The sequence below is a fragment of the Aeromonas sp. PrichA-15 genome (assembly GCF_017939245.1).
Classification (GTDB): domain Bacteria; phylum Pseudomonadota; class Gammaproteobacteria; order Enterobacterales; family Aeromonadaceae; genus Aeromonas; species Aeromonas caviae.
In genome coordinates this window covers 20774-40508 of sequence record NZ_JAGKRH010000071.1, presented here as the reverse complement: position 1 = coordinate 40508, position 19735 = coordinate 20774, and the positions used below count along the sequence as shown (strand labels likewise).

At 64.0% G+C, this 19735-nt stretch carries 19 protein-coding genes and 1 tRNA gene; 6 read left to right on the top strand and 14 right to left on the bottom strand.

Annotated features, from left to right (window positions below; genetic code table 11):
* Positions 1 to 159 precede the first annotated feature (159 nt).
* Entirely contained in the window at positions 160 to 1071 is a 912-nt protein-coding gene (locus J9889_RS11380) for a DUF808 domain-containing protein (RefSeq protein WP_039038966.1), read from the bottom strand.
* 206 nt (positions 1072 to 1277) lie between these two features.
* On the opposite strand from J9889_RS11380, the gene J9889_RS11375 reads away from it, so the two are divergent.
* On the top strand, positions 1278 to 1880 hold the full coding sequence (locus J9889_RS11375; RefSeq protein WP_210556716.1) for a DUF924 family protein: 603 nt from the start codon (positions 1278 to 1280) through the stop codon (positions 1878 to 1880).
* Positions 1881 to 1935: 55 nt separating this feature from the next.
* Here J9889_RS11375 and J9889_RS11370 read toward each other — a convergent pair whose 3' ends face one another.
* From J9889_RS11370 to hinT, 10 genes are all read right to left on the bottom strand, one after another.
* Complete coding sequence (locus J9889_RS11370; protein WP_210556715.1) at positions 1936 to 3555, bottom strand: methyl-accepting chemotaxis protein; 1620 nt, start codon at positions 3553 to 3555, stop codon at positions 1936 to 1938.
* Positions 3556 to 3804: 249 nt separating this feature from the next.
* Complete coding sequence (secF, locus tag J9889_RS11365; RefSeq protein WP_029314368.1) at positions 3805 to 4719, bottom strand: protein translocase subunit SecF; 915 nt, start codon at positions 4717 to 4719, stop codon at positions 3805 to 3807.
* 109 nt (positions 4720 to 4828) lie between these two features.
* Positions 4829 to 6631 (bottom strand): protein translocase subunit SecD, encoded by a 1803-nt coding sequence (gene secD / locus J9889_RS11360; protein WP_029314367.1) that lies wholly within the window; start codon positions 6629 to 6631, stop codon positions 4829 to 4831.
* A 148-nt stretch (positions 6632 to 6779) separates the two neighbouring features.
* Positions 6780 to 7247: a hypothetical protein gene (locus J9889_RS11355; protein WP_041212852.1), complete on the bottom strand. Its 468-nt coding sequence runs from the start codon at positions 7245 to 7247 to the stop codon at positions 6780 to 6782.
* 106 nt (positions 7248 to 7353) lie between these two features.
* On the bottom strand, positions 7354 to 8214 hold the full coding sequence (locus tag J9889_RS11350; RefSeq protein WP_182935557.1) for a DUF6279 family lipoprotein: 861 nt from the start codon (positions 8212 to 8214) through the stop codon (positions 7354 to 7356).
* A 51-nt stretch (positions 8215 to 8265) separates the two neighbouring features.
* Positions 8266 to 9129, bottom strand: a complete 864-nt coding sequence (locus J9889_RS11345) for a phosphotransferase (protein WP_203762242.1) — start codon at positions 9127 to 9129, stop codon at positions 8266 to 8268.
* On the bottom strand, positions 9119 to 9715 hold the full coding sequence (lpoB, locus tag J9889_RS11340; RefSeq protein ID WP_010674346.1) for a penicillin-binding protein activator LpoB: 597 nt from the start codon (positions 9713 to 9715) through the stop codon (positions 9119 to 9121). Before lpoB ends, J9889_RS11345 begins: the two co-directional genes overlap by 11 nt.
* The gene (locus tag J9889_RS11335; protein ID WP_039038972.1) at positions 9715 to 10113 is read right to left on the bottom strand and encodes a YcfL family protein; all 399 of its coding nucleotides are present in this window, start codon (positions 10111 to 10113) and stop codon (positions 9715 to 9717) included. The genes lpoB and J9889_RS11335 overlap by 1 nt, the downstream gene beginning before the upstream one ends.
* Positions 10114 to 10181: 68 nt before the next feature.
* On the bottom strand, positions 10182 to 11603 hold the full coding sequence (locus J9889_RS11330; RefSeq protein ID WP_182935555.1) for a hypothetical protein: 1422 nt from the start codon (positions 11601 to 11603) through the stop codon (positions 10182 to 10184).
* On the bottom strand, positions 11603 to 11953 hold the full coding sequence (gene hinT / locus J9889_RS11325) for a purine nucleoside phosphoramidase (RefSeq protein WP_010674343.1): 351 nt from the start codon (positions 11951 to 11953) through the stop codon (positions 11603 to 11605). Before hinT ends, J9889_RS11330 begins: the two co-directional genes overlap by 1 nt.
* 256 nt (positions 11954 to 12209) lie before the next feature.
* Between hinT and J9889_RS11320 the strand changes: the two genes are divergently transcribed.
* Entirely contained in the window at positions 12210 to 14222 is a 2013-nt protein-coding gene (locus J9889_RS11320) for a methyl-accepting chemotaxis protein (RefSeq protein ID WP_201894746.1), read from the top strand.
* A gap of 70 nt (positions 14223 to 14292) precedes the next feature.
* On the opposite strand, the gene J9889_RS11315 is transcribed toward J9889_RS11320, so the two are convergent.
* Complete coding sequence (locus J9889_RS11315) at positions 14293 to 15177, bottom strand: 6-carboxytetrahydropterin synthase (RefSeq protein ID WP_210556714.1); 885 nt, start codon at positions 15175 to 15177, stop codon at positions 14293 to 14295.
* 79 nt (positions 15178 to 15256) lie between these two features.
* On the opposite strand from J9889_RS11315, the gene J9889_RS11310 reads away from it, so the two are divergent.
* A complete protein-coding gene (locus J9889_RS11310; protein ID WP_039038976.1) occupies positions 15257 to 16600 on the top strand; it encodes a dihydroorotase in 1344 nt (447 codons plus the stop codon).
* Here J9889_RS11310 and J9889_RS11305 read toward each other — a convergent pair.
* Positions 16590 to 16904 carry a hypothetical protein gene (locus J9889_RS11305; protein WP_139700317.1) on the bottom strand — a complete coding sequence of 105 codons (315 nt, stop codon included), beginning with the start codon at positions 16902 to 16904 and terminating at the stop codon, positions 16590 to 16592. The two genes, J9889_RS11310 and J9889_RS11305, sit on opposite strands and share 11 nt — an antisense overlap.
* Positions 16905 to 16937: 33 nt before the next feature.
* Here J9889_RS11305 and J9889_RS11300 point away from each other — a divergent pair.
* The 3 genes from J9889_RS11300 (at position 16938) to J9889_RS11290 (ending at position 19074) form a co-directional block, all read left to right on the top strand.
* Positions 16938 to 17014: transfer RNA gene (locus tag J9889_RS11300), tRNA-Pro, on the top strand.
* Positions 17015 to 17134: 120 nt separating this feature from the next.
* A complete protein-coding gene (locus tag J9889_RS11295; protein ID WP_041212844.1) occupies positions 17135 to 17611 on the top strand; it encodes a hypothetical protein in 477 nt (158 codons plus the stop codon).
* A 203-nt stretch (positions 17612 to 17814) separates the two neighbouring features.
* A complete protein-coding gene (locus tag J9889_RS11290; RefSeq protein ID WP_045525467.1) occupies positions 17815 to 19074 on the top strand; it encodes a dicarboxylate/amino acid:cation symporter in 1260 nt (419 codons plus the stop codon).
* Between the two features lie 73 nt (positions 19075 to 19147).
* Here J9889_RS11290 and J9889_RS11285 read toward each other — a convergent pair whose 3' ends face one another.
* On the bottom strand, positions 19148 to 19594 hold the full coding sequence (locus J9889_RS11285; RefSeq protein WP_010674336.1) for an isoprenylcysteine carboxylmethyltransferase family protein: 447 nt from the start codon (positions 19592 to 19594) through the stop codon (positions 19148 to 19150).
* Positions 19595 to 19735: the final 141 nt, after the last annotated feature.

Genomic DNA, 19735 nt, shown 5'->3' with positions numbered 1-19735 from the left:
GTCTGTTTGCGTCCATATCGGGTCACCCCGCCTCTGCGGGCGGGTGAAACCGGATAGTACGAAGGGGGCCAGGCACTTGCCTAGCCCCCATTCGAGGCAACCAGCAGAAGAGCGCCCCCGGGTGCGACGGCCCCTGTCGGCCCTTCCCCGACAAGCGACCTATTTGGCGGGCTGAAGCTTGCTCACCAGGGTCATGGCCACCACCAGCACCAGCCCTGCCACCACGCCTGCCAGAGCGCTCAGCAGGGTGGGCGTCACCACGGCCAGTACCCCGCCGACCCCGGGCAGGGCGGCCACCGTGCCCGCCGTCCCTTCGATGAGGTGATGGAGGAAGGGCCAGCCATGGACCAGAATACCGCCGCCGACCATGAACATGGCGATGGTGCCCACCAGGGCAAGCAGGTGCATCAGACGGGGCGCCGTCACCAGCAGCCCCTGCCCCACCGCCCGGCGCACGGCGCCCCCATCGGGCTTTTGCAGCAGGTGCAGACCGATGTCGTCGAGCTTGACGATGAGCCCCACCAGGCCATAGACCCCGACGGTCATCAGCAGGGCGATGCCCGCTACCACGGCGATCTGCAGGCCCAGGCTCGACCCCTGCACGGTACCGAGGGCGATGACGATGATCTCCGCCGAGAGGATGAAATCGGTGCGAATGGCCCCCTTCACCTTCTGGCGCTCATAGGCCGCCAGATCCTCGGGCACCGGCGCCGCCTGATGCGCCTCCTCCTCGTGGGGCAGGAACTTGTGGACCAGCTTCTCCGCCCCCTCGAAACAGAGGTAGGCCCCCCCCAGCATCAGGAGCGGGGTGATGAGCCAGGGGATGAGGGCGCTGATGGCGATGGCGGCAGGCACCAGAATGAGCTTGTTGCGAAACGATCCCTTGGCCACCGCCCACACCACCGGCAGCTCACGCTCGGCCCGCACCCCGGAGACCTGTTCTGCATTGAGGGCGAGATCGTCCCCCAGCACCCCGGCCGTCTTCTTCGCCGCCACCTTGGTCATCAGGGCGACATCATCGAGCACGCTGGCAATATCATCGAGCAGGGTCAACAAACTGGCTCCGGCCATATCTGGCATTCCTTCTATTGAGTGGGACACATCCGGGCTGCCCCGGTCAGGGTGATGAGGGGGTCAGGGGATCACGGGCCCATCCGGGGATCACCCTTTGGGGCAAAAGATGGCACAGTGTAACGGGAAGCCGCCACGGCGGCAGCCCCCCATGGCAGATCCCCTGCTCCGCTTTCACTTCACGGCCACCGGCCCAAGGAGTTCCCATGCAACCCTGGCAACCTCTGCTCGATTTCTGGTTTGGCGATGACGCAGACGACGCTCCCCGTGCCGCCCGTCAGGCCCCCCTCTGGTGGGGCAAGAGCAGCGAGACCGATGCCCTGCTGGCCTCACGCTTCGGCGAACTGGCGGCCCGTGCCGCAGCGGGCGAGCTCGCCCGTTGGGAGGGCGATCCCGCAGGGCGCCTGGCCCTCATCCTGCTGCTGGACCAGCTGCCGCGAAACCTTCACCGCCACACCCCCGCCGCCTTCGCCCAGGACGACAAGGCCAGGGCGCTGTGCCTCAAGGGGCTCACCCTCGGGGTCGACAAGGGGCTCTCGCCGCTGGCCCGGGTCTTCTTCTATCTGCCCCTCGAGCACGCGGAGTCCAGAGAGCAGCAGGCCAGAAGCGTCGCCCTGTTCGAGGCCCTGGCCGACGAGCAGGCCACAGGCCCGGCCCGGGCCACCTTCGAAGGCTTTGCCGACTTTGCCCGGCGCCACCAGGTGATCGTCGAGCGCTTTGGCCGCTTCCCCCACCGCAACGCCATCCTGGGCAGGGCGAGCACGGAGGAAGAGGCCGCCTTCCTGCAACAGCCCGGTTCGGGGTTCTGACATAAAAAAAATCCCCGCCATGGGCATGGCGGGGAGAGAACAACCGATCCGCGCATCACTGGATGCGATAGCGGGAGATCTGCTGGTGGATATTCTCCGTGGTCACGTTCAGCTCCTCTGCGGCGGCGGAGGTCTCCTCCGCCGTGCTGCTGGTCTGCTGCACCACCTGGGCTATCTGCTCGACCTGGAGGGCGATGGATTCCGCCGCCGAGGTCTGCTCGCGGATGGCCAGGGTGATCTCGCCGACCTGATCCATGACGCGATGGGAGGCCTGGCGGATCTGGGTGATGATGGCCCCGCTTTCCGTCGCCATGGCCACCCCTTGCGCCACCTTCTCCTCCACCAGGACCATTCTGGCCACCGTGGCCTCGGACCCTTGCTGGATAGCCTCCACCGTCCTTGAGATCTCCTGGGTCGACTGGGCCGTCCGCTCCGCCAGCTTGCGCACCTCGTCGGCGACCACCGCAAAGCCGCGTCCCTGCTCACCGGCCCGCGCCGCCTCGATGGCGGCGTTGAGGGCCAGCAGGTTGGTCTGCCCCGCCACATCGTTGATGACGTTCACCACCCCACCGATGCGGGAGATCCCCTCCCCCAGTGCCGTCACATCGCGGGAGGCCTGACGAATGGCGTCGGCGATGTCGTTGATGGCGAGCACAGTGCGCTCTATGGTGGCCCCGCCGTCACTGGCGAGCTTGCCGGATTCATTGGTGATGCGGCTGGTCTCCTGGGTGCGCTGGGAGATGTCCGTGATGCTCACGCTCATCTCCTCCACCCCGGCGGCGATAAGGCTGGTGGCGTCATTGGCCTGACTCGCCGACTCCGCCATGTGCTGGGCCGCCTGGGAGAGGGACTCTGCCGTGCTCTTGATTTGCAGGCTGCCCACCGAGAACTCGGTGAAGGTCTGCTGCAAGGTGTCCAGCAGGCGGTTGACCGCCGTCAGCGTCTGGCCGATCTCGTCCTGCTGGCTCACATTGGCCCGCAGGGTGAAGTTCAGGTCGCGCTGGATCTCGGACAGGGTCGCCATGGCCAGACGGAGGGGATTGGCGACCTGCCTGAACAGCCAGAGAAAGAGCACCAGCGTGAGGGCACCCGTGCCCACCGAGATGAACAACAGGGCCTGCATGCTGCTATCGGCATTCTGCTCGCCTCGCAGCTTGACGGCGTCACCTTGCTGGATGTTGAAGTGGACGTGCTTGTCGATGGCCTGGGAAAGCTGCTCAAACAAGGGGGCAAGCTCCTTGTCGATCGCCTCTCTGGCCTCCACATTCTTGTTCTCGCGGGACAGGCGCAGGACGTCTTCAGAAGCCTTGCCGTACTGGGCAACCAGGCGCCGATCATCGGCGACGAGCTGCCTGTCCTCCTCATTGGAGATCATCCCGCTTTCATACTGGCTCAGCAGGGCGTCCATCTTGGTGTGAAGGGATGCAATGCTCTGCTCTATCTGACTCATCTTGCCGTCGTCGGTGTTGAGCACGTGCGCCTGGATCAATGAATGCAGGGCGTAGAAGTCTGTTTGTATCTCCTTGATCGTGGAAATGCTGGGGACTGTGTTGTCTGTTACATAGCTGAGATCCGCATTGGCGGAGGAGAGTCTGCTGATACTGAACCAGCTGAGACACCCCAGGGCCAGCATGACCAGCAGGGCAATGAGTTGAAGCCGACGAGCGATATTCATGAGTGCTTACTCCATCCATAGACTCCCTGCCAGGGTAGCCGATGCGGGCCCCGAAAATAGCGCCTAAAACATGCATTTCATTACACTTTTCAACTTCTGCTCGGCCGCGTCACACCCGCCGCCCCAACCCGGCCTTCGGGACCGCCGCCCCCCTCTGGCAGAATGGAAAAAGGAAGGCATTCGCCTTCCTTTTTTGCCCGGGGCGGCCGCACTGGCCGCCCATGAGCCCCGTGACAGGGCGCTCGCCGGTCACGCCGCCTCGGCCAGCTCCTCCTCTTTTTTCTGGTAGGCCTGGGGGGAGAGCCCCAGCAGCTCCTGCACGGTGGAGGCCACCGTGATGGAGGAGAGCGTCCCCACCAGGATGCCGGCGAACAGGGTGAAGGAGAAGCCGTAGAGGGCGTCGCCGCCGAACAGGAGCAGGGCCCCCACGGTGAAGAGGGTGGTGCCCGAGGTGATCATGGTGCGGCTGAAGGTGGCCTTGATGGCCACGTCCGAGCACTCGTGGATCCCCATGCGGGTACGCGACCCCAGCAAGTCCCGCAACCGGTCCGAAATGACGATGCTGTCGTTGAGGGAGTAGCCTATCACCGCCATCAGGCCCGCGATGACGTTGAGGTCGAACTCGATGTCAAAGAGCGCGAGCAGCCCGATGGCCACCAGACCGTCGTGCAGTACCGACACCAGGATGCCGATGGCCTGGCGCCACTCGAAGCGCACCGCCAGGTAGGCGGAGATGGCGAGCGAGGCCACCAGCACCGCCAGCATCCCCTGCTGGAATAGCTCCGCGCCCACCTGGGGCCCGACGATGGTGGTGCGCAAGAGCTCCACCGGCAGGGCGAGTTGCTGCCCCAGCATGGTCGCCAGATCCTCCGCCGCCCAGGGCAGTGCGTGGGGGGGCAGCTTGATGAGCCACTCGCCGGGCACACCGGCGCCGTGCAGCTCCACCACCCCCGCCAGGGGCGCCGTCAGCAGAGCATTGAGCTCATGGGCCTCTTTCAGGGTCTGGATGCGAAACTCCAGCAGGATCCCGCCGGTGAAATCGAGCCCGAGGGCGAGCCCTTTTGTCGCAAGGACGGCCACGCAGGCCAGGGTCAGCAGCACGGAGGCCCACAGCCCGATATAGCGCCAGCGGGTCAGCCCCATGGCCAGGATCATTCTCAGCATTGTTCTTCCCTCGACGTCAGGTGGTACAGGCTTCCCGGCAGGAAGCGGTCGGTGCGCAGGTCATGCAGACTCACGGGCGCGGCGTCATGGTGATGAAGTCGGTTCATGGTCATACCCTCAGCAGCTTGGCGCGGCTGTTGCCCCACAGGGGGTTGATGATGGCGCGGGTGCCCCAGATGCCGGTCACCATGCTGGAGATGAGCCCCAGGATCAGGGTGATTGAGAAGCCTTGCAGCGGCCCGGAGCCGATGGCATAGAGCACCACGGCGCAGATGAGGGTGGTGATGTTGGCATCGAAGATGGTGCGAAACGCCGAGCGATAGCCAAAGTCGATGGCGTTGGCCAACGAACCCCCTTCCCGCAGCCGATCCTTGATCCGCTCAAAAATCAGCACATGGGTGTCCACCGCCATGCCCACGGTGAGCACCAGACCGGCGATCCCCGGCAGGGTCAGCACGGCGCCAGGCAATACCGCCAGCATGCCCACCTGCATCAGCAGGTTGGCGACCAGCGCCGTGATGGCGACCCAGCCGAACTTGCGATACCAGGCCATCATGAACAGCATCATGCCCGCCATGCCGAACGCCAGGGCGGTGAAGCCCGCCTCGATGTTCTGCAGACCCAGGGTCGGGCCTATGCTGCGCTCCTCCAGGATCTTCAGCGGCGCGGTGAGGGCCCCGGCCCGCAGCAGCATGGCAAGCTCCTGGGCCTCGGGCAGGCTGCCAATCCCGGTGATGCGGAACTGGTTGCCAAGGGCGGTCTGGATGGTGGCGACGTTGATCACCTCGCTTCGGGCGCGCAGCTTGCCTTCGGCGTTGGTCTTGTACTCGGTGAAGACGGTGGCCATGGGCTTGCCCACGTGCTGGCGGCTGAACTGGTTCATCTTGCTCCCCCCCAGGGTGTCGAGCACGATGTTGACCTGGGGCTGCCCCATCTCCCCCATGTTGGCGCGGGCATCGACGATGTGCTCGCCGCTCAGCACCGGCTGGCGGGCCAGCCCCACTGCCTGGCCGCTGCGATCCGCCATGAAGAAGCGGCTGTCGGCCTTGGCTTCATAGAAGGCCAGGGACGCTGTGGCGCCAATCACCTCTTTCGCCTGCTTGGGGTTGTGCACCCCCGGCAGCTCGATGCGGATGCCGTCCTGCCCCTGACGCACCACCGAGGCCTCGACGATGCCGAGCTCGTTGATCCGCTTTTTCAGGATCGACAGGTTCTGGGTCACGGCGTTGTTCACCAGCAGGGTGCGCTCGGCGTCGCTCAGCACCAGGGTCAGTGCGTTGCCGGAGCGGCTCAGTGTCCACTGATCCTGGCGGGTACCGGCACTCTCCTTGATGATGGAGAGCCAGGCCTCCTGCCCCGCCACGTCGGGCAGGGTGACGGCCACGCTCCCCTGGGCGGTGCGCATCACGCTGGCACCGCGCAGGTTGGCCTCGCGAAAACGGGTGCGCAGGGTATCCACCAGGTTCTTGGTCTGGTTGTCGATGACGAAATCCACGTCCACCCCGATCAGCAGCTGGGAGCCACCGCGCAGGTCCAGCCCGAGCTTGATGGGGTCGGCGCCGAGCCGGCTGATCCAGGCCGGGGCGTTGGAGTAGAACTCCAGGGTCAGGGCGGCGCTGTCCAGCCCCTGCTGCTCCAGCAACTGCTTGGCCAGTTGCTGCTCCCCCTGACTGGCGAACACCAGCGCCATCCGGCCACCCTGGGCGATCTGCTTGAGGGGGTCGATGTGGTTCTCGGCCAGCAGGGTGCGCTGCGCGTCGCTCAGGCGCGACTGGCCGTGCAGACCGAGGGAGGGCTGCTCACCGAAGAAGGTAGGCAGGGAATAGAACGCGAACGTGACCAGCATCAGCAGCAACAGGGCGTACTGCCACAGGCTCATGCGGTTCAACACGGTATGACTCTTTTTTCTCATGAAATCGGCCTCTGTCAGGCGATGGCAAGGGGCGACACCGGGGTCGCACCGTGCAAAAAAATGAAACAAGACAGCCTAGCCGTTCACTAAAAGTGAACAGCAACAGAGAGAAGATGAGGCAACAGGTGGCAAGCTGACCCCATCGGGGTCAGGCGAGGAAACTCTGGGCGAAGCGGTACTGCAGATGCCGGCGCTGCAGGCGGCGCCTGTGAATGCCAGCGAAGTGATCGCGAAAGCTCGTCCCCGGGTAGAAGAGGGCGGCATAGAACAGCAGGCCGCACAGCAGCAGCAAGATGGCCTGCTGGGACCAGCTCATCACCAGCTCGTAGACCACGCTGCCGGGCTGATGATCGCGGCTCAGGGAGTGCTCGAGGCGCAGCAGGTGATTCTGGTGGGAGCCGACGAACTTGACGATGCCATCGTCACTGCCGCTGACGCCGTGGGCCGCCGGGCTTGCGTCGGCAGGTGCCGCCCCCTCCGCCAGCGAGTGGGCCTGCTGGGCCGAGGGCTGGAACGCGGGTACCTTGACCCCCTCCACCGAGAGGGTAGAGAACAACAGTGCGAGGGTGATGAGCAGGGTCATCGCCGCCAGTTTCACGTTGTCGGTCAGGTTCAAAAGTTAATTCCCACACAATAGAAAGGGCAAGCTACCACAGCCTGCCCCACAAGAACAAGGGCGGCAGGCCCGGGGCCCGCCGCCCTTGTGTTGTCTCACCGCGTCCTCAGCGGTTGCGGGTCATGCCCTCGAAGTCCTCGGCATAGTCCTTGAGCAGGGTGTAGAGGTGGGCCCGCTGGGAGAGATCCATGGAGTGGCTGAGATCACTCAGCCACTGGATGGTGCGCTGGCGGGACTGGTCCGTGTAGCCGGTGAAGCGGCCATCCATCAGGCCGTCCCCCTGCTGGAGCAAGCGGGTCAGCTCCTGGCCGAAATCCGGGCTCTGGCGCTGTTTCATCAGCCGATCCAGCTCCTTGGTCCAGGCCTCCTGAAAGTCGAGCCAGGGGGCCATCATCTCGTATTGCCACTCGGCCCACTGCGTGATGAGGGGCTCCTGGGCCGGCTTCACCTTGCCAATCCAGAACACCAGGCGCTCGTTCATCTTCTCCCGAAAGCCCTTGATCATCTCGGCCTTCGACTGGGTGGCAAAATCGTGCTGGCGCTCCTGCTGGCGCTTCACCCGATCGGCCATGAAGCGAGCCACCTGCTCGTCAGTCAGGGTCTTGGCGAGGCGCACCGTGCGGGGAATGGCATTCTCCAGAGTACGGGTCAGGCTCGCCTGGGTTCTGTCCAGATGCAGGGTCACCTGGGCCGGGCTCATGGGGCTGGCCACCGCCTTGGCCAGGGCGTCGAGATCCCGGGCATAGATGGGCAGCTCATGCTGCCGGTGCCAGGCCATCAGCCCCTTCACCTCCTGGTCCAGCAGCTTCTTCTGGCTACGGTCCAGGGAGAAGTAGTCGTCCAGTTGCCAGACGATGGCCGAGTCGAGCCAGTAGTAGATCACCCGGGTGGCGCAACCCGTCAGCAGCAGGCAGAGCAGCAGCAGGCTCCAGCTACGCGGTTGACGCCATGAGAATGTGGTCACCATGCATGCCTCCCATTCATTGAATACACGCGTCGCGTGGGCCGTTGCCGGGCATCACTCCAGGCGCTGGCGGTTGATGTCGATCAGGGCCTGATACTCGGGCCCGGGTTGCTGTTCGGCCATCAGCAGCGCCCACAGCAGGCCGATGTAATCGACCCAGGGCAGGAAGGCATCGGCCTGGAATCCCCGGGGCCCCGGCCCCGTCGGTGCCCCGTCCATGGCTTCAAGATAGCAGCTCTCCAACTGGCACCGCTGCTCTTCGCTCCAGCCATGGGTACGCTGGATGCTGGCGACCTCGAACCCAGGATGACCGGCGGCGCCGTACTCCCAGTCGATGACCCAGGGTCGCGCCCCCAACAAGTTAGCCGGATTGAGATCGTGATGGCAAGGGAGCCAGCAGTCGTCCGGCTCCCGGCTCGCGAGCAGGGCCCGCTCCAGCGCGGGCAGCCAGGGAGGGATATGGGCCAGACGCTGCCGATACCCGCCGCTGTGGGCCCGCACCGCCATCACCACGGTCGGCACCGGCAGGCGGTGCAGCCGTACCAGCACCTCCGCCATCAGGCGGGGTTGCGCGGCGAGAGGCGGCGCCTGCTCGGCCCAGTTGGGTTCGTCGCACCACGCCAGCAGCATCAGGCCGGTGGCGGGATCGCCGTGATGACAGGGCAACGCCAGCCCCTGCCCCACCGCCCCCTGGTAGAGCTGCCACTCGGTGGCCCGGTCGATGCCAAGGCGCACCGGATCAGGATGACCGCGGCGCAGGAAGGCCTGCTCGCCAGTGGGGAGGCAGAGCCGGTAGTTGCCGTTGGTCAGGCCCTGGCCCAGCGGCTCAAGGCGCCCCAGATCCCAGGGCGCCGGCAGGCTGGCGAGGAGCGCCAGCTCCGCCAGATCCCCCTGCCCCCGCGGGTCCTCACCAGCCAAAGGTGGACTTCTTGGCCTGTTTGCGGATCTCTTTCTGATCGGCCCACAGCAGCTCGCCGTTCTCCACATCCATCAGGTTCATGGTCATCTGGTAGTAGACGTCCTTCACCTTGCCGTTGTCCTTGACGATGCTGGCGAGGTTGCCATAGACCATGTAGCGGGCACCGGTCTGCTTGCCGAGCCGCACCATGGTGGCGGGATCCACCATGCCGCTGCCCTGCTGGTATTCGAGCTGCTGCTTGACCGCCGCCACCTTGCTCATGTCCACGAAGCGGAACTTGCCCGAGCGCAGCAGCTTGGTGCGGATGGTGTCGGTGATGGCCTCGGTGTCGATGTGCTCCGAGGTCTTGTTGCGGATGGAGTCCATGAACATCACGGGGCGGCCCCCGGCGGTGATCTCGCTGGTGGCCGGGGACGCCAGCATGGAATCCGCCATCTTGTCGGCGATGGCCTGCAAGTCGGAGGAGCCGTAATCGACGGTCACCGTCTCGGTCTCGGTGGGATCGCCATAGCTGACGGTGGTGCTGGAGCAGCCGCCCAGCAGCAGGGCGCCGGTCAGGATCAGCAGGGCATGATTCATTTTCATCAGTAGGATTCCTCCATCACTTCGCGAACGTAAATCCGGTAACCCCGTGCAGCCGGGCTCGGCGCCAGGGCGGACAGGGTGCGGGTCTGGTAGCCATGCAGCTTGAGGGGGGTCCAGCCGCGGCCATCGCTGGCCACCTCCTGCCCCGCGTCGTCATACCAGTAGAAGAGATATTGCAGCCTGTTGTCACCACGCTGGGTACTGGCCGCCGCCACGTTGACCTGCAACAGGCCGTTCTGCTGGCGCCGGCTGAGTTCGGTCAGGGTGACGTTGACGTTTTGATGCTGCTCGGCCACCGCCGCCGCACCGGCCGCGCCATAGAGCGCCACGCCGGAAGTATTGGTGGCACAGCCCGTCAGCAGCAGAACCAGGCCCAGGGCCAACCCTTGTGCTTTCATCTTGTTCTCCTTGCCGGTGGCCGTCGGCCCGACCGGTCATTCATCTGAGTTGCCATATCCGGTTCCCCCTAGAGGGGCATCACCCGGGTCGTGAGCCCGCTCCCCAGGCGCTGTACCCACACCAGGGTGGTACGCCCGGCGTGGACGCTGAGTGGCAGGGTACGCATGGCGCTGCCCGCCCCCAGGGTCAGGGTGACGTTCCCGGCCGGGACCATCCCCTGCCAGCTCGAGGCCTTGGCGGGCAGCGTCAGCCAGCTGCGGGTATCCGCCCGCTCCGAAAGGGTGTTGAAGATCCCCACCAGGATGTTGCCCACATCCCCTCCTTCCTTGGCGGCAGTGCGCCGCACCTGCTCCTTGGCCACCAGCCGCAGGGCCTGCCGGGTCAGCATGCCAGGCAGCCGCTCCTGCAGATCCTTGGCCGCCAGCGCCTCCAGCCTCACCAGCTCGCTGGTCTGCGCCACCCCCCTGCCCACCGACAGGGTGAGCGGGGCGCCGTCGCTGGCCCGATTGTCGTAATAGGGCACCGCCACGGTAAAGGTACGAAAATCGCCGCTGGAGGTGGAGATGGGCAGCGGCAGGAAGAGCTCCCGGCGCGCCGGGATGAGGCCATCTTCAAACAGCACCACCAGCTGGCCCTGATCCTTGGCCAAGGGCGGCGCTTTGCGGCCCATCCGTTGCTCGGTCTCCTTGAGCTCTTCGGGAGAGCCGCGAAGCCGGGCCAGGCGCAGCAAGGCATCCTGCAGGCTCTGGTTGTCCGGCGCTATCTGGTAGCCGCGCTGGTAATCGACCCAGGCATCGTTGAGATCCCCGGCCGCCTCGTAGAGCACGCCGGAGAAATAGAAGGTGTAGGCGTTCTGGAAACCGTTTTTCACCTGGCCTATCAGGCGATCGAGCTCGGGGGCGCCGCGCGACATCAGCTGGCGCATCTCCCCGGCTTCGTCCTCCTGCTCGCCCTCCTGCGCGGCCTTGCGCACCTCGTCGGCCCGCCGTTTAAGGGCCTGCTCCTGCACCTGGTTGGCACGGCGTACCTCTACCAGGGCGCCGTCGGCATCCCCGCGCTGCAAGTAGTTGAGCGCCAGATAGTGGTGCAGCATGGTGCGCTCGTAATCGGGCGCCTGGTAAGCCAGGGTCTGATCGTTGGTGAGCAAGCTGCCCGCCTGGGCCAGTCCCTGGCTCAGGCGGTACTCGGCCTGATTGTCTTCCCACGCAAGCCGGCTGTCGGCGGCGGCAAAGGCCTGCTTGCTGGGGCCGTCCTGACCCGCCAGCCAGGCGATGCGCCCCTTCTCCAGCTGGTCGAGCACGAAGGTGTCGTCCCCCGGGGTCGATTCGCGCACCTCGGGCAGGGCCTCGGCGGCATGGCCCAGCAGCAGCTGGTTGCGCAGGGGCACCATCTGATCCGAGTAGGAGACGAACATGTCTTTCCACTGGGAGGCACAGCCCCCCAGCAGCAGACCGGCCAACAGCAGGCCGGTCGACGGGACGAGGCGCATCACAGGCTCAGCAGGGGTCCCAGGGGCTCGCCACCGACCAGGTGCAAGTGGATGTGATAGACCTCCTGCCCGCCGTGGCGGTTGCAGTTCATGATGAGGCGGTAGCCGTCCTCGGCGATGCCCGCGTCGCTGGCGAGCTTGCGGGCCACGGTGAACATCCGGCCCAGCGCCAGCTCGTGATCCGGCTCCACGTCGTTGACGGTGGGGATGAGGACGTTGGGAATGATCAGGATATGGGTCTTGGCCTTGGGCTGGATGTCGCGAAACGCGGTCACCAGATCGTCTTGATAAAGGATGTCGGCGGGGATCTCCTTGCGGATGATTTTGCTGAAAATGGTTTCTTGCGCCATGGGTAACTCCTTTATAGGAAAAAGAAAATTCAATACAAAGCTCAAGCGGCTCCCAAACAGGCCGCCGCAACGCGCCAAGTGTGACACAAGCCGACATTTGGCACAGCCGTTGTCCCAATTGCTTCAGTTATTGTGAAGAATACCGATAGCGAGGAGACGTCCCGCGAACCACAACGGCATCCCCTTCGGGGCATGCAGGGTATCAAAGGGACGGGGTACTCAGGCAAGGGACTTTTGCACAGACAGCGGGACAATAATGAAACAAACAATGTCAGACCTCTCGATCTTACAGAGAGTCTATCTGGGCTTTGCCATCCTGGTCGCCGTCATGGTCGCCAGTGCGGTACTGACCTTTCGCGGCCAGAGCGAACTCAGCGGCGCCCTGGATCAGGTGACCCAGGAGTCCATGCCGCTGGTACTCGCCAGCAGCCAGACCCAGATAAGCCTGCTCAGCGCCAACAAATGGCTCACCGACGTGCTGACCGAGCAGGATCTCAAGCAACTGCCTGCGGAAGTGGCCGAGTTGCAACAGGCCAAGGGCCAGGTCGACAAGATGGTCGCCAGCCTCAAGCAGCAGGTGGCGGTTCATCCCCAGTTGCAGGCGGACATGACTGCCCTCGTCAAGCTGGTGGATGACTACCTGCAACTGACCCAGACCCTGCCCGGCGAACACGAGGCCCTGCTCACCCGGCTGCACAAGGTCAATCAGGCCAAGGGCCAGTTCCAGGTCAGCCTGCCCCAGTTCAAGAAGAACCTGGGGGACATGATGGTCACCATCGACGACAGCTTCATCAAGATGCTCTCCGAGACCCTGACCACCAAGCTCTCCGCCATCGAGCTCTCCACCATGGATGCCCTCAACCAGAGCATCCCCGCCCCCATCGAGGCGGCGCTCAAGCGCAACAAGATGCAGATCGAGGGCTTCAACAGCACCATCAAGGATCTCCAGGGGGAGCTCAAGGACTTCGACAACAACATGGGCCACTACGTCCATGGCTTCGTGCGCGACACCACGGGTAATGACGGCGTGCTCTCCCAATACCTGGCCCTGATGAAGCAGCAGCAGGCCATGCGCGAGCAGAGCAAGCAGGCGAGCCAGCTCATCCTCAGCATCCAGAACAAGCTGGAGGGGATCACCGCCCAGAGCCAGCAGCTGATGAACGCCAGCATCCAGGCCTCCGATCGGGTGCAGACCCAGAGTACCCTGACCCAGGGGATCAGCATCGCCATCGCCATCTTCGTCGCCATCCTGGTGGCCTTGACCCTGGGCAAGGCCATCCGCCGCCCCCTGAAAGAGCTGCTGCGGGTGCTGACCGAGGTGACCCAGGGTGACATGACCCAGCGCGTCGGCTTCAAGAGCCAGAACGAATTCGGCCAGCTCGCCAGCCAGATCAACCTGCTGATCCACCAGATGGGGGATGTGCTCAAGCAGCTCTCCCAGGCGTCGACCCAGCTCAACAGCGCCGCCCACGACAACCGCCACACCACCGAATCGGTGCGGGCGGATCTGGAAAAACAGCGTCAGGAGACCGCCTCGGTCGCCGCCGCCATGACCCAGATGGAGGCCTCGGTGCGGGAGGTGGCCCAGGCCGCCAACCAGACCCTGGAGCGGGTGCAGGATGTGGAGAAGGCCTCCGAGATGGGGCGCAAGGTGATGGCAGGCAACATCACCACCACCCATCAGCTCGCGGGCAAGCTGCAGCAGACCGGCAAGGTGATTGGCGACGTGAGCGCCATGAGCGGCCAGATTGGCAACATCCTCGACGTCATCCGCGGCATCGCCGAGCAGACCAACCTGCTGGCCCTCAACGCCGCCATCGAGGCGGCCCGTGCCGGCGAGCAGGGACGCGGGTTTGCGGTGGTGGCCGACGAGGTGCGCAACCTGGCCGGTCGCACCGCCCAGTCCACCAGCGAAATCCAGACCATGATCGAGAACCTGCAGCAAGGCGTCGCCCGGGCGGTCAACGTGATGCAGGAGTGCTCCCGCGAGATGGACAGTTGCGTGGATCAGAGCTCCCAGGCCAACAACGCCATGGAAGAGGTGCAGGGCATCGTGGTGCTCATCAGCGACATGTCGAGCCAGATAGCCTCCGCCGCCGAGCAGCAGCAGGCCACCAGCGCCGACATCGCCACCAACCTCAACCGCATCTCCGACATCTCGGATCTCAACTATCAGGGCATAGAGCGGGTCGCCGAGACCAGCCAGCAGCTCGACTCCCTTGCCGAGCAGCAGGAGGGGCTGGTCCAGCGCTTCCGCCTCAGTGCCTGATGGCCACGACCCGATACGACAAGGCCCCGCATTGGCGGGGCCTTGTTTTTTACTGGCATGCGGCGCGGGATCAGGCGTAGGCGATGGCGCCCTTGCCGACCCCTTCATAGGCGACAATCTTGACGAACTTGTCCCCTACCTGCTTCTTCACCTCGCGGGCGATGTAGTGGGCCAGCAGCTCGATGGTGGTGTCGGTGTCGATCATCTCCACCTCCGCCGCCGGCATGGCGAGCTGGAACAGCCCCTGGGGCGCCACATACTTGAAGCCGATGTAGTGAGCGTCCCCTTCTTTCAGTGACGCCTCGGCCCGCTCGCTCAGGGCGAGTTCGCCAAGGGCCACCCTGTCCTCTTCGGTGCCCAGGTAGATGTCGGCCCAGCGCTCGGCCCAGTTGAACTCCAGCTCCTCGTCACGCTCTCCATCCACCAGGATCTCGACGGGAGAGCGGTGGCCGTGGGCGATGCGCTGGCAGTTGCCGTCGTGCTTCTTGAGGCCGTGGCTGTAGTGGTAGAAGGCGCCCTCGATGCGCTCCGAGCGCAACGTCAGGGAGAGATCCTTGATGTTGCCGGGCAGACGCTTGGCCAGTACCCCCAGCAGATAGCGGGTCACCGACTCTTTATCCACCTGGGGGGCGGGAATGAAGGCGAAGCCCTGGGTCGGGCAGCGCAGGTGGATGGCGCGACCCGGACGCAGCAGATCCACGGTGCTCTCGTCGTTCTCCAGCGCGTGGACATGGACCAGGGGACATTCCGTCGGCACCAGCAGCTTGTGATCCACCTCTTCATCGATGATCGACTTGATGAGTTTCTTCACCCGACCGAAGTCCAGCAACATGCTCATCTCGTTGAGCTTGCCACTCATCTCGATGTCCACCAGCCAGCTCTCGCCCACCATGCCGCGGCGCTCGCATAAATAGCTGGAATCGATCACAGTCAAATCTCTAACAAATAACTTCATTACTCAGGCCTTGCTACAGAGAAAGTGCAGTTTGCGATATTATGACCCCGGATTATCGGCAAAGGAACTGGAACCCCCCATGAACAAATTGCTTATCAAGAATGCCACCCTGGTCAACGAAGGCCGCATCTATGCCTCCGACGTCCTGATCGAGGGTGAGCGGATCGCCCGCGTCGCCCCGGACATCAGTGCCCCCGATGCCGTGGTGATCGATGCAACGGGCCGTCATCTCATCCCCGGGATGATCGATGATCAGGTCCACTTCCGGGAGCCCGGCCTGACCCACAAGGGAACCATCGCCAGTGAATCCCGGGCCGCCGTGGCCGGTGGCACCACCAGCTTCATGGAAATGCCCAACGTCAATCCCCAGACCACCACCATCGACGCCCTCGAAGCCAAATACCAGATCGCCGCCAACTCCGCCGCCGCCAACTACAGCTTCTACCTGGGTGCCACCAACGACAACCTGGAAGAGATCAAGAAACTCGATCCCAAGCAGTCCTGCGGCATCAAGATCTTCATGGGGGCCTCCACCGGCAACATGCTGGTGGACAACCAGGAGACCCTGGCAGCCATCTTCCGCGAAAGCCCGGTGATGATCGTCACCCACTGCGAGGACACCCCGTCCATCAAGGTGCTGGAAGACGAAGCTCGCGCCAAGTGGGGCGAGGATGTGCCGATGCGCGAGCACGGCCGCATCCGCAGCGCCGATGCCTGCTACAAGTCCTCCAGCATGGCGGTCTCCCTGGCCAAGCAGTACGGCGCCAAGCTGCACGTGCTGCACCTGACCACGGCGAAAGAGCTCTCGCTCTTTACCGCCACCCCGGATCTGAAGGATCTCAAGGACAAGAACATCACCGCCGAAGTGTGCGTCCACCACCTCTTCTTCAACGAGGCGGACTACGACACCCTGGGCAGCCAGATCAAGTGCAACCCGGCGGTGAAGAGCGCTGCCGACCAGCACGCCCTGCTGGATGCGGTACGCAACGACGTGCTCGACATCATCGCCACCGACCACGCTCCCCACACCTGGGAAGAGAAGCAGAACAGCTACTTCAAGGCGCCGTCCGGCGTGCCCCTGGTGCAGCACTCCCTGCAGGCGCTGCTGGAGCTCTACCACAACGGGGTCTTCAGCCTGGAAACCATCGTCAAGAAGACCTCCCATGCGGTGGCCGAGCGCTTCCAGGTGCAGGATCGCGGCTACATTCGGGAAGGCTACTTCGCCGACCTGGTGCTGCTGGATCTCGGCAAGCCCTACGTGGTCACCGACAGCAACCTGCTCTACCTGTGCGGCTGGTCCCCGTTCAACGGCTACCGCTTCCAGAGCACCATCGAGATGACCCTGGTGAACGGGCAAATAGCCTGGCAGAACGGCCAAGTCACCGACAAGGTATTGGGCAAGCGACTCACCTTCAACCGCTGATCTGGATGATGACCGCTTCCAGCGCGCCCTGCTTGAGATGACCCAGGTCAACGGGCAAATAGCCTGGCAGAACGGTCAGGTCACCGACAAGGTATTGGGCAAGCGCTTGACCTTCAACCGCTGATCTCGGCTTGAGAACATCACGCCAAACGGCCACCTCCGGGTGGCCGTTTTTCCTGCAAGACAGCGGTGAGGTGCCGACAAAATGCACCACTGGTCGCACTTTGATCCGAAGTTGCTCGCAAAGCAGGCAAACGATCTCGAACCTGAATTTCCCCTGTTGACAGGGTCGGGGCATCTCCATAAACTCCCTCCCCGTCAGCCGAGCTGACTCCGTCGGTGTGTAGCGCAGCCAGGTAGCGCATCTGCATGGGGTGTAGAGGGTCGGAGGTTCGAATCCTCTCACACCGACCAAATTCCCCGAGAAAGGCCTTGTCAGACGACAAGGCCTTTTCTTTTATGGTCTTCCGCCGCGATTGTCTCTCCAACCCCTTTGTGCTGTAGTAAAACCCCCTTTGCCAAGCGGCCCGCATCATGTTGCCTTCCCTTCGTACTTTCTGCACCCTTGCCCTCAGCGCCCTGCTGGTCGGCCAGCTCGCGGGCTGCGCCACCGCCTATGACAGTGAAAAATCGTTCTGGAATGGCCAGACCGGTTTTTCACAGACCCAGCTTGGCCCGGCCCGCTGGCAACTGGAGTTTGTGGGCAACGATCTGGTGGACAGGGAAACGGCGCGCAAATACGTGCTCAAGCGGGCCGGTGAGGTGGCACTGGCAAAGGGATACCCCTGGATTCGGGTCGAGACGCTGACCCTGTCGCGGGATGCCGTCAGGGTCACCCCGACCCGCCCCCAATTCGGGTTCGACGAGTACGAGCCAGACACCTTCATGGACGACATGCAGGTGGAACATCGCACCTCGGCCCTACTCGTCTTCACCCTGGAGGCCAGCCCCCGGGACGCACAGAGCATGGAAGCCGTTTATCTCGCAAAAATTAAAATAAACAGCGATTAATACAAATAAATCACAAGATGCATATCAAATGCAGCTAACAACAGCGCAAAACTCCGAAACAAGTCACTGGATTTCCCCTTCGCGATTAGGCATGCTCCAGCACACCGGCTGTCTGGATTCCACCGCCCGGATCACAAAAAAGGACTGAGGCGGCCCCTCGCCGCCTGCACAGGCATTGCACCTATCGAAACCGGAACTCCCCCATGAAAATGAACAAGTTGACCGTTGCCATCCTCATTGCGATGTTGCTTGGCATCGTGACCGGGCAGGGTTATCGCCTGCTCGCGCCCGCACAGGCCGCAGGCTTTGCCGATGACATCACCCTGCTGACCGACATCTTCCTGCGCCTCATCAAGATGATCATCGCCCCCCTGGTGTTCACCACGCTCGTGGTCGGTATCGCTAAGATGGGCGACACCCGCACCGTGGGCCGCATCGGCGTCAAGACCCTGGGCTGGTTCATGCTCGCCTCCCTGATGTCCCTGACCCTGGGGCTGGTCATGGTCCACCTGATGCAACCTGGGGTGGGGCTCTCCCTCTCCCTGCCCGATGACGGCACCAGCTCAGGCGTGGTTGCCACCGCCATCTCCCTCAAGGATTTCGTGACCCACGCCATCCCGAAAAGCGTGGTCGAGGCGATGGCCACCAACGAGATCCTGCAGATCGTGGTCTTCTCCCTCTTCTTCGGGCTGGCCGCCGCCGCCCTGGGGGACGACGCCAAGCCCGTGGTCAAGCTGATGGCCAGCGGCGCCGAGATCATGCTCAAGGTGACCGGCTACGTGATGAACTTCGCCCCGTTCGCGGTGTTTGGCGCCATCGCCGCCATGGTCGCCAAGGAGGGGCTCGGCATCCTAGCAACCTATGGCACCTTCATGGCCCAGTTCTATCTGGCGCTCGGCTGCCTCTGGCTGCTGCTCATCGCCATGGGCAGCCTCTTCATCCGCCGCCGCATCCTGACTCTGCTCGCCCTCATTCGCGAACCCATCCTGCTGGCCTTCTCCACCGCCAGCTCCGAGGCCGCCTACCCCAAGACCCTGGACAGGCTGGAGAAATTTGGCTGTGACAAGCGCATCGCCAGCTTCGTGCTCCCCATGGGCTACTCCTTCAACCTGGACGGCTCCATGATGTACTGCACCTTCGCGGTGATGTTCATCGCCCAGGCCTATGGCATCGAGCTCTCCACGGCCCAGCAGATCACCATGCTGCTGCTGCTGATGGTTACTTCCAAGGGAATGGCCGGGGTGCCCCGCGCCTCCCTGGTGGTGATTGCCGCCACCCTCAACCAGTTCCACATCCCGGAAGCGGGCATCTTGCTGCTGCTCGGTATCGACCACTTCCTCGACATGGGGCGCTCCGCCACCAACGTGCTGGGCAACGCCATCGCCGCGAGCGTGGTGGCCAAGAGCGAAGACAGCCTGGGTGAGACCGCCCCCCTCGGCGAGGTGGACACCGCCAAGGCGTGATCCCCCCTGACACCCATGACAACGGCCCGCTTCTGCGGGCCGTTGTCATATGCCTGATGGGGCACGCCGCGCCTCAGCACCAGCGCCTGACCTGTCGGCAATAGTCGTCATAGGCATCGCCGAATTGTCGCCGCAGCGCCTGCTCCTCCGCCAGGATCTGGAAGCGGGTAAGCCAGCCCCAGAGCAGCAGCGGCCCGAGCCACACTGCCATGCCTCCCAGATAGCACGCCAGCGCCAGGGTCCAGCAGAGCAGCCCCAGGTACATGGGATTGCGGCTGATGCGATAGACGCCCCGGGTCACCAGTACCCGGCTGCTCTCCAGCCGCTGGGGGTGCACAGTGGTGCGCTGCTGCCAGAAATGCAGAAGCGCACCGCCCCCCAGCAGGGCTCCCGCCAGCCACAGCGTGGCGACCAGCACCAGCCACAGGGGCGCCGCCCTCCCCTCGCCCCGCCCCAGCCACATGGCGAGCACGATGACGACGAACAGCAGCAACGGTGGAATCCGCAACGTCAGCTTCATATTTTCTTCCTGCAACACGTGCCACGATTGACGCCGTTGAGATACACTCCCAGAGTCGGCATCTGGATAAAAAGTGAAATATATCATTAGCATAGCAACATGCTATGACCAGCCCTGCCGCAGCTCGCCTCAGCGATGAGC

Coding starts and splice junctions, on each gene's coding strand:
- lpoB (WP_010674346.1), bottom strand. CDS start 9,715: ATGAAAATGAATCATGCCCTGCTGATCCTGACCGGCGCCCTGCTGCTG.
- J9889_RS11350 (WP_182935557.1), bottom strand. CDS start 8,214: ATGGTGACCACATTCTCATGGCGTCAACCGCGTAGCTGGAGCCTGCTG.
- J9889_RS11290 (WP_045525467.1), top strand. CDS start 17,815: ATGAAAATGAACAAGTTGACCGTTGCCATCCTCATTGCGATGTTGCTT.
- secD (WP_029314367.1), bottom strand. CDS start 6,631: ATGAGAAAAAAGAGTCATACCGTGTTGAACCGCATGAGCCTGTGGCAG.
- J9889_RS11285 (WP_010674336.1), bottom strand. CDS start 19,594: ATGAAGCTGACGTTGCGGATTCCACCGTTGCTGCTGTTCGTCGTCATC.
- J9889_RS11380 (WP_039038966.1), bottom strand. CDS start 1,071: ATGGCCGGAGCCAGTTTGTTGACCCTGCTCGATGATATTGCCAGCGTG.
- J9889_RS11320 (WP_201894746.1), top strand. CDS start 12,210: ATGAAACAAACAATGTCAGACCTCTCGATCTTACAGAGAGTCTATCTG.
- J9889_RS11315 (WP_210556714.1), bottom strand. CDS start 15,177: ATGAAGTTATTTGTTAGAGATTTGACTGTGATCGATTCCAGCTATTTA.
- J9889_RS11370 (WP_210556715.1), bottom strand. CDS start 3,555: ATGAATATCGCTCGTCGGCTTCAACTCATTGCCCTGCTGGTCATGCTG.
- J9889_RS11295 (WP_041212844.1), top strand. CDS start 17,135: ATGTTGCCTTCCCTTCGTACTTTCTGCACCCTTGCCCTCAGCGCCCTG.
- J9889_RS11335 (WP_039038972.1), bottom strand. CDS start 10,113: ATGAAAGCACAAGGGTTGGCCCTGGGCCTGGTTCTGCTGCTGACGGGC.
- J9889_RS11305 (WP_139700317.1), bottom strand. CDS start 16,904: ATGGAGATGCCCCGACCCTGTCAACAGGGGAAATTCAGGTTCGAGATC.
- J9889_RS11375 (WP_210556716.1), top strand. CDS start 1,278: ATGCAACCCTGGCAACCTCTGCTCGATTTCTGGTTTGGCGATGACGCA.
- hinT (WP_010674343.1), bottom strand. CDS start 11,953: ATGGCGCAAGAAACCATTTTCAGCAAAATCATCCGCAAGGAGATCCCC.
- J9889_RS11330 (WP_182935555.1), bottom strand. CDS start 11,603: ATGCGCCTCGTCCCGTCGACCGGCCTGCTGTTGGCCGGTCTGCTGCTG.
- J9889_RS11310 (WP_039038976.1), top strand. CDS start 15,257: ATGAACAAATTGCTTATCAAGAATGCCACCCTGGTCAACGAAGGCCGC.
- secF (WP_029314368.1), bottom strand. CDS start 4,719: ATGCTGAGAATGATCCTGGCCATGGGGCTGACCCGCTGGCGCTATATC.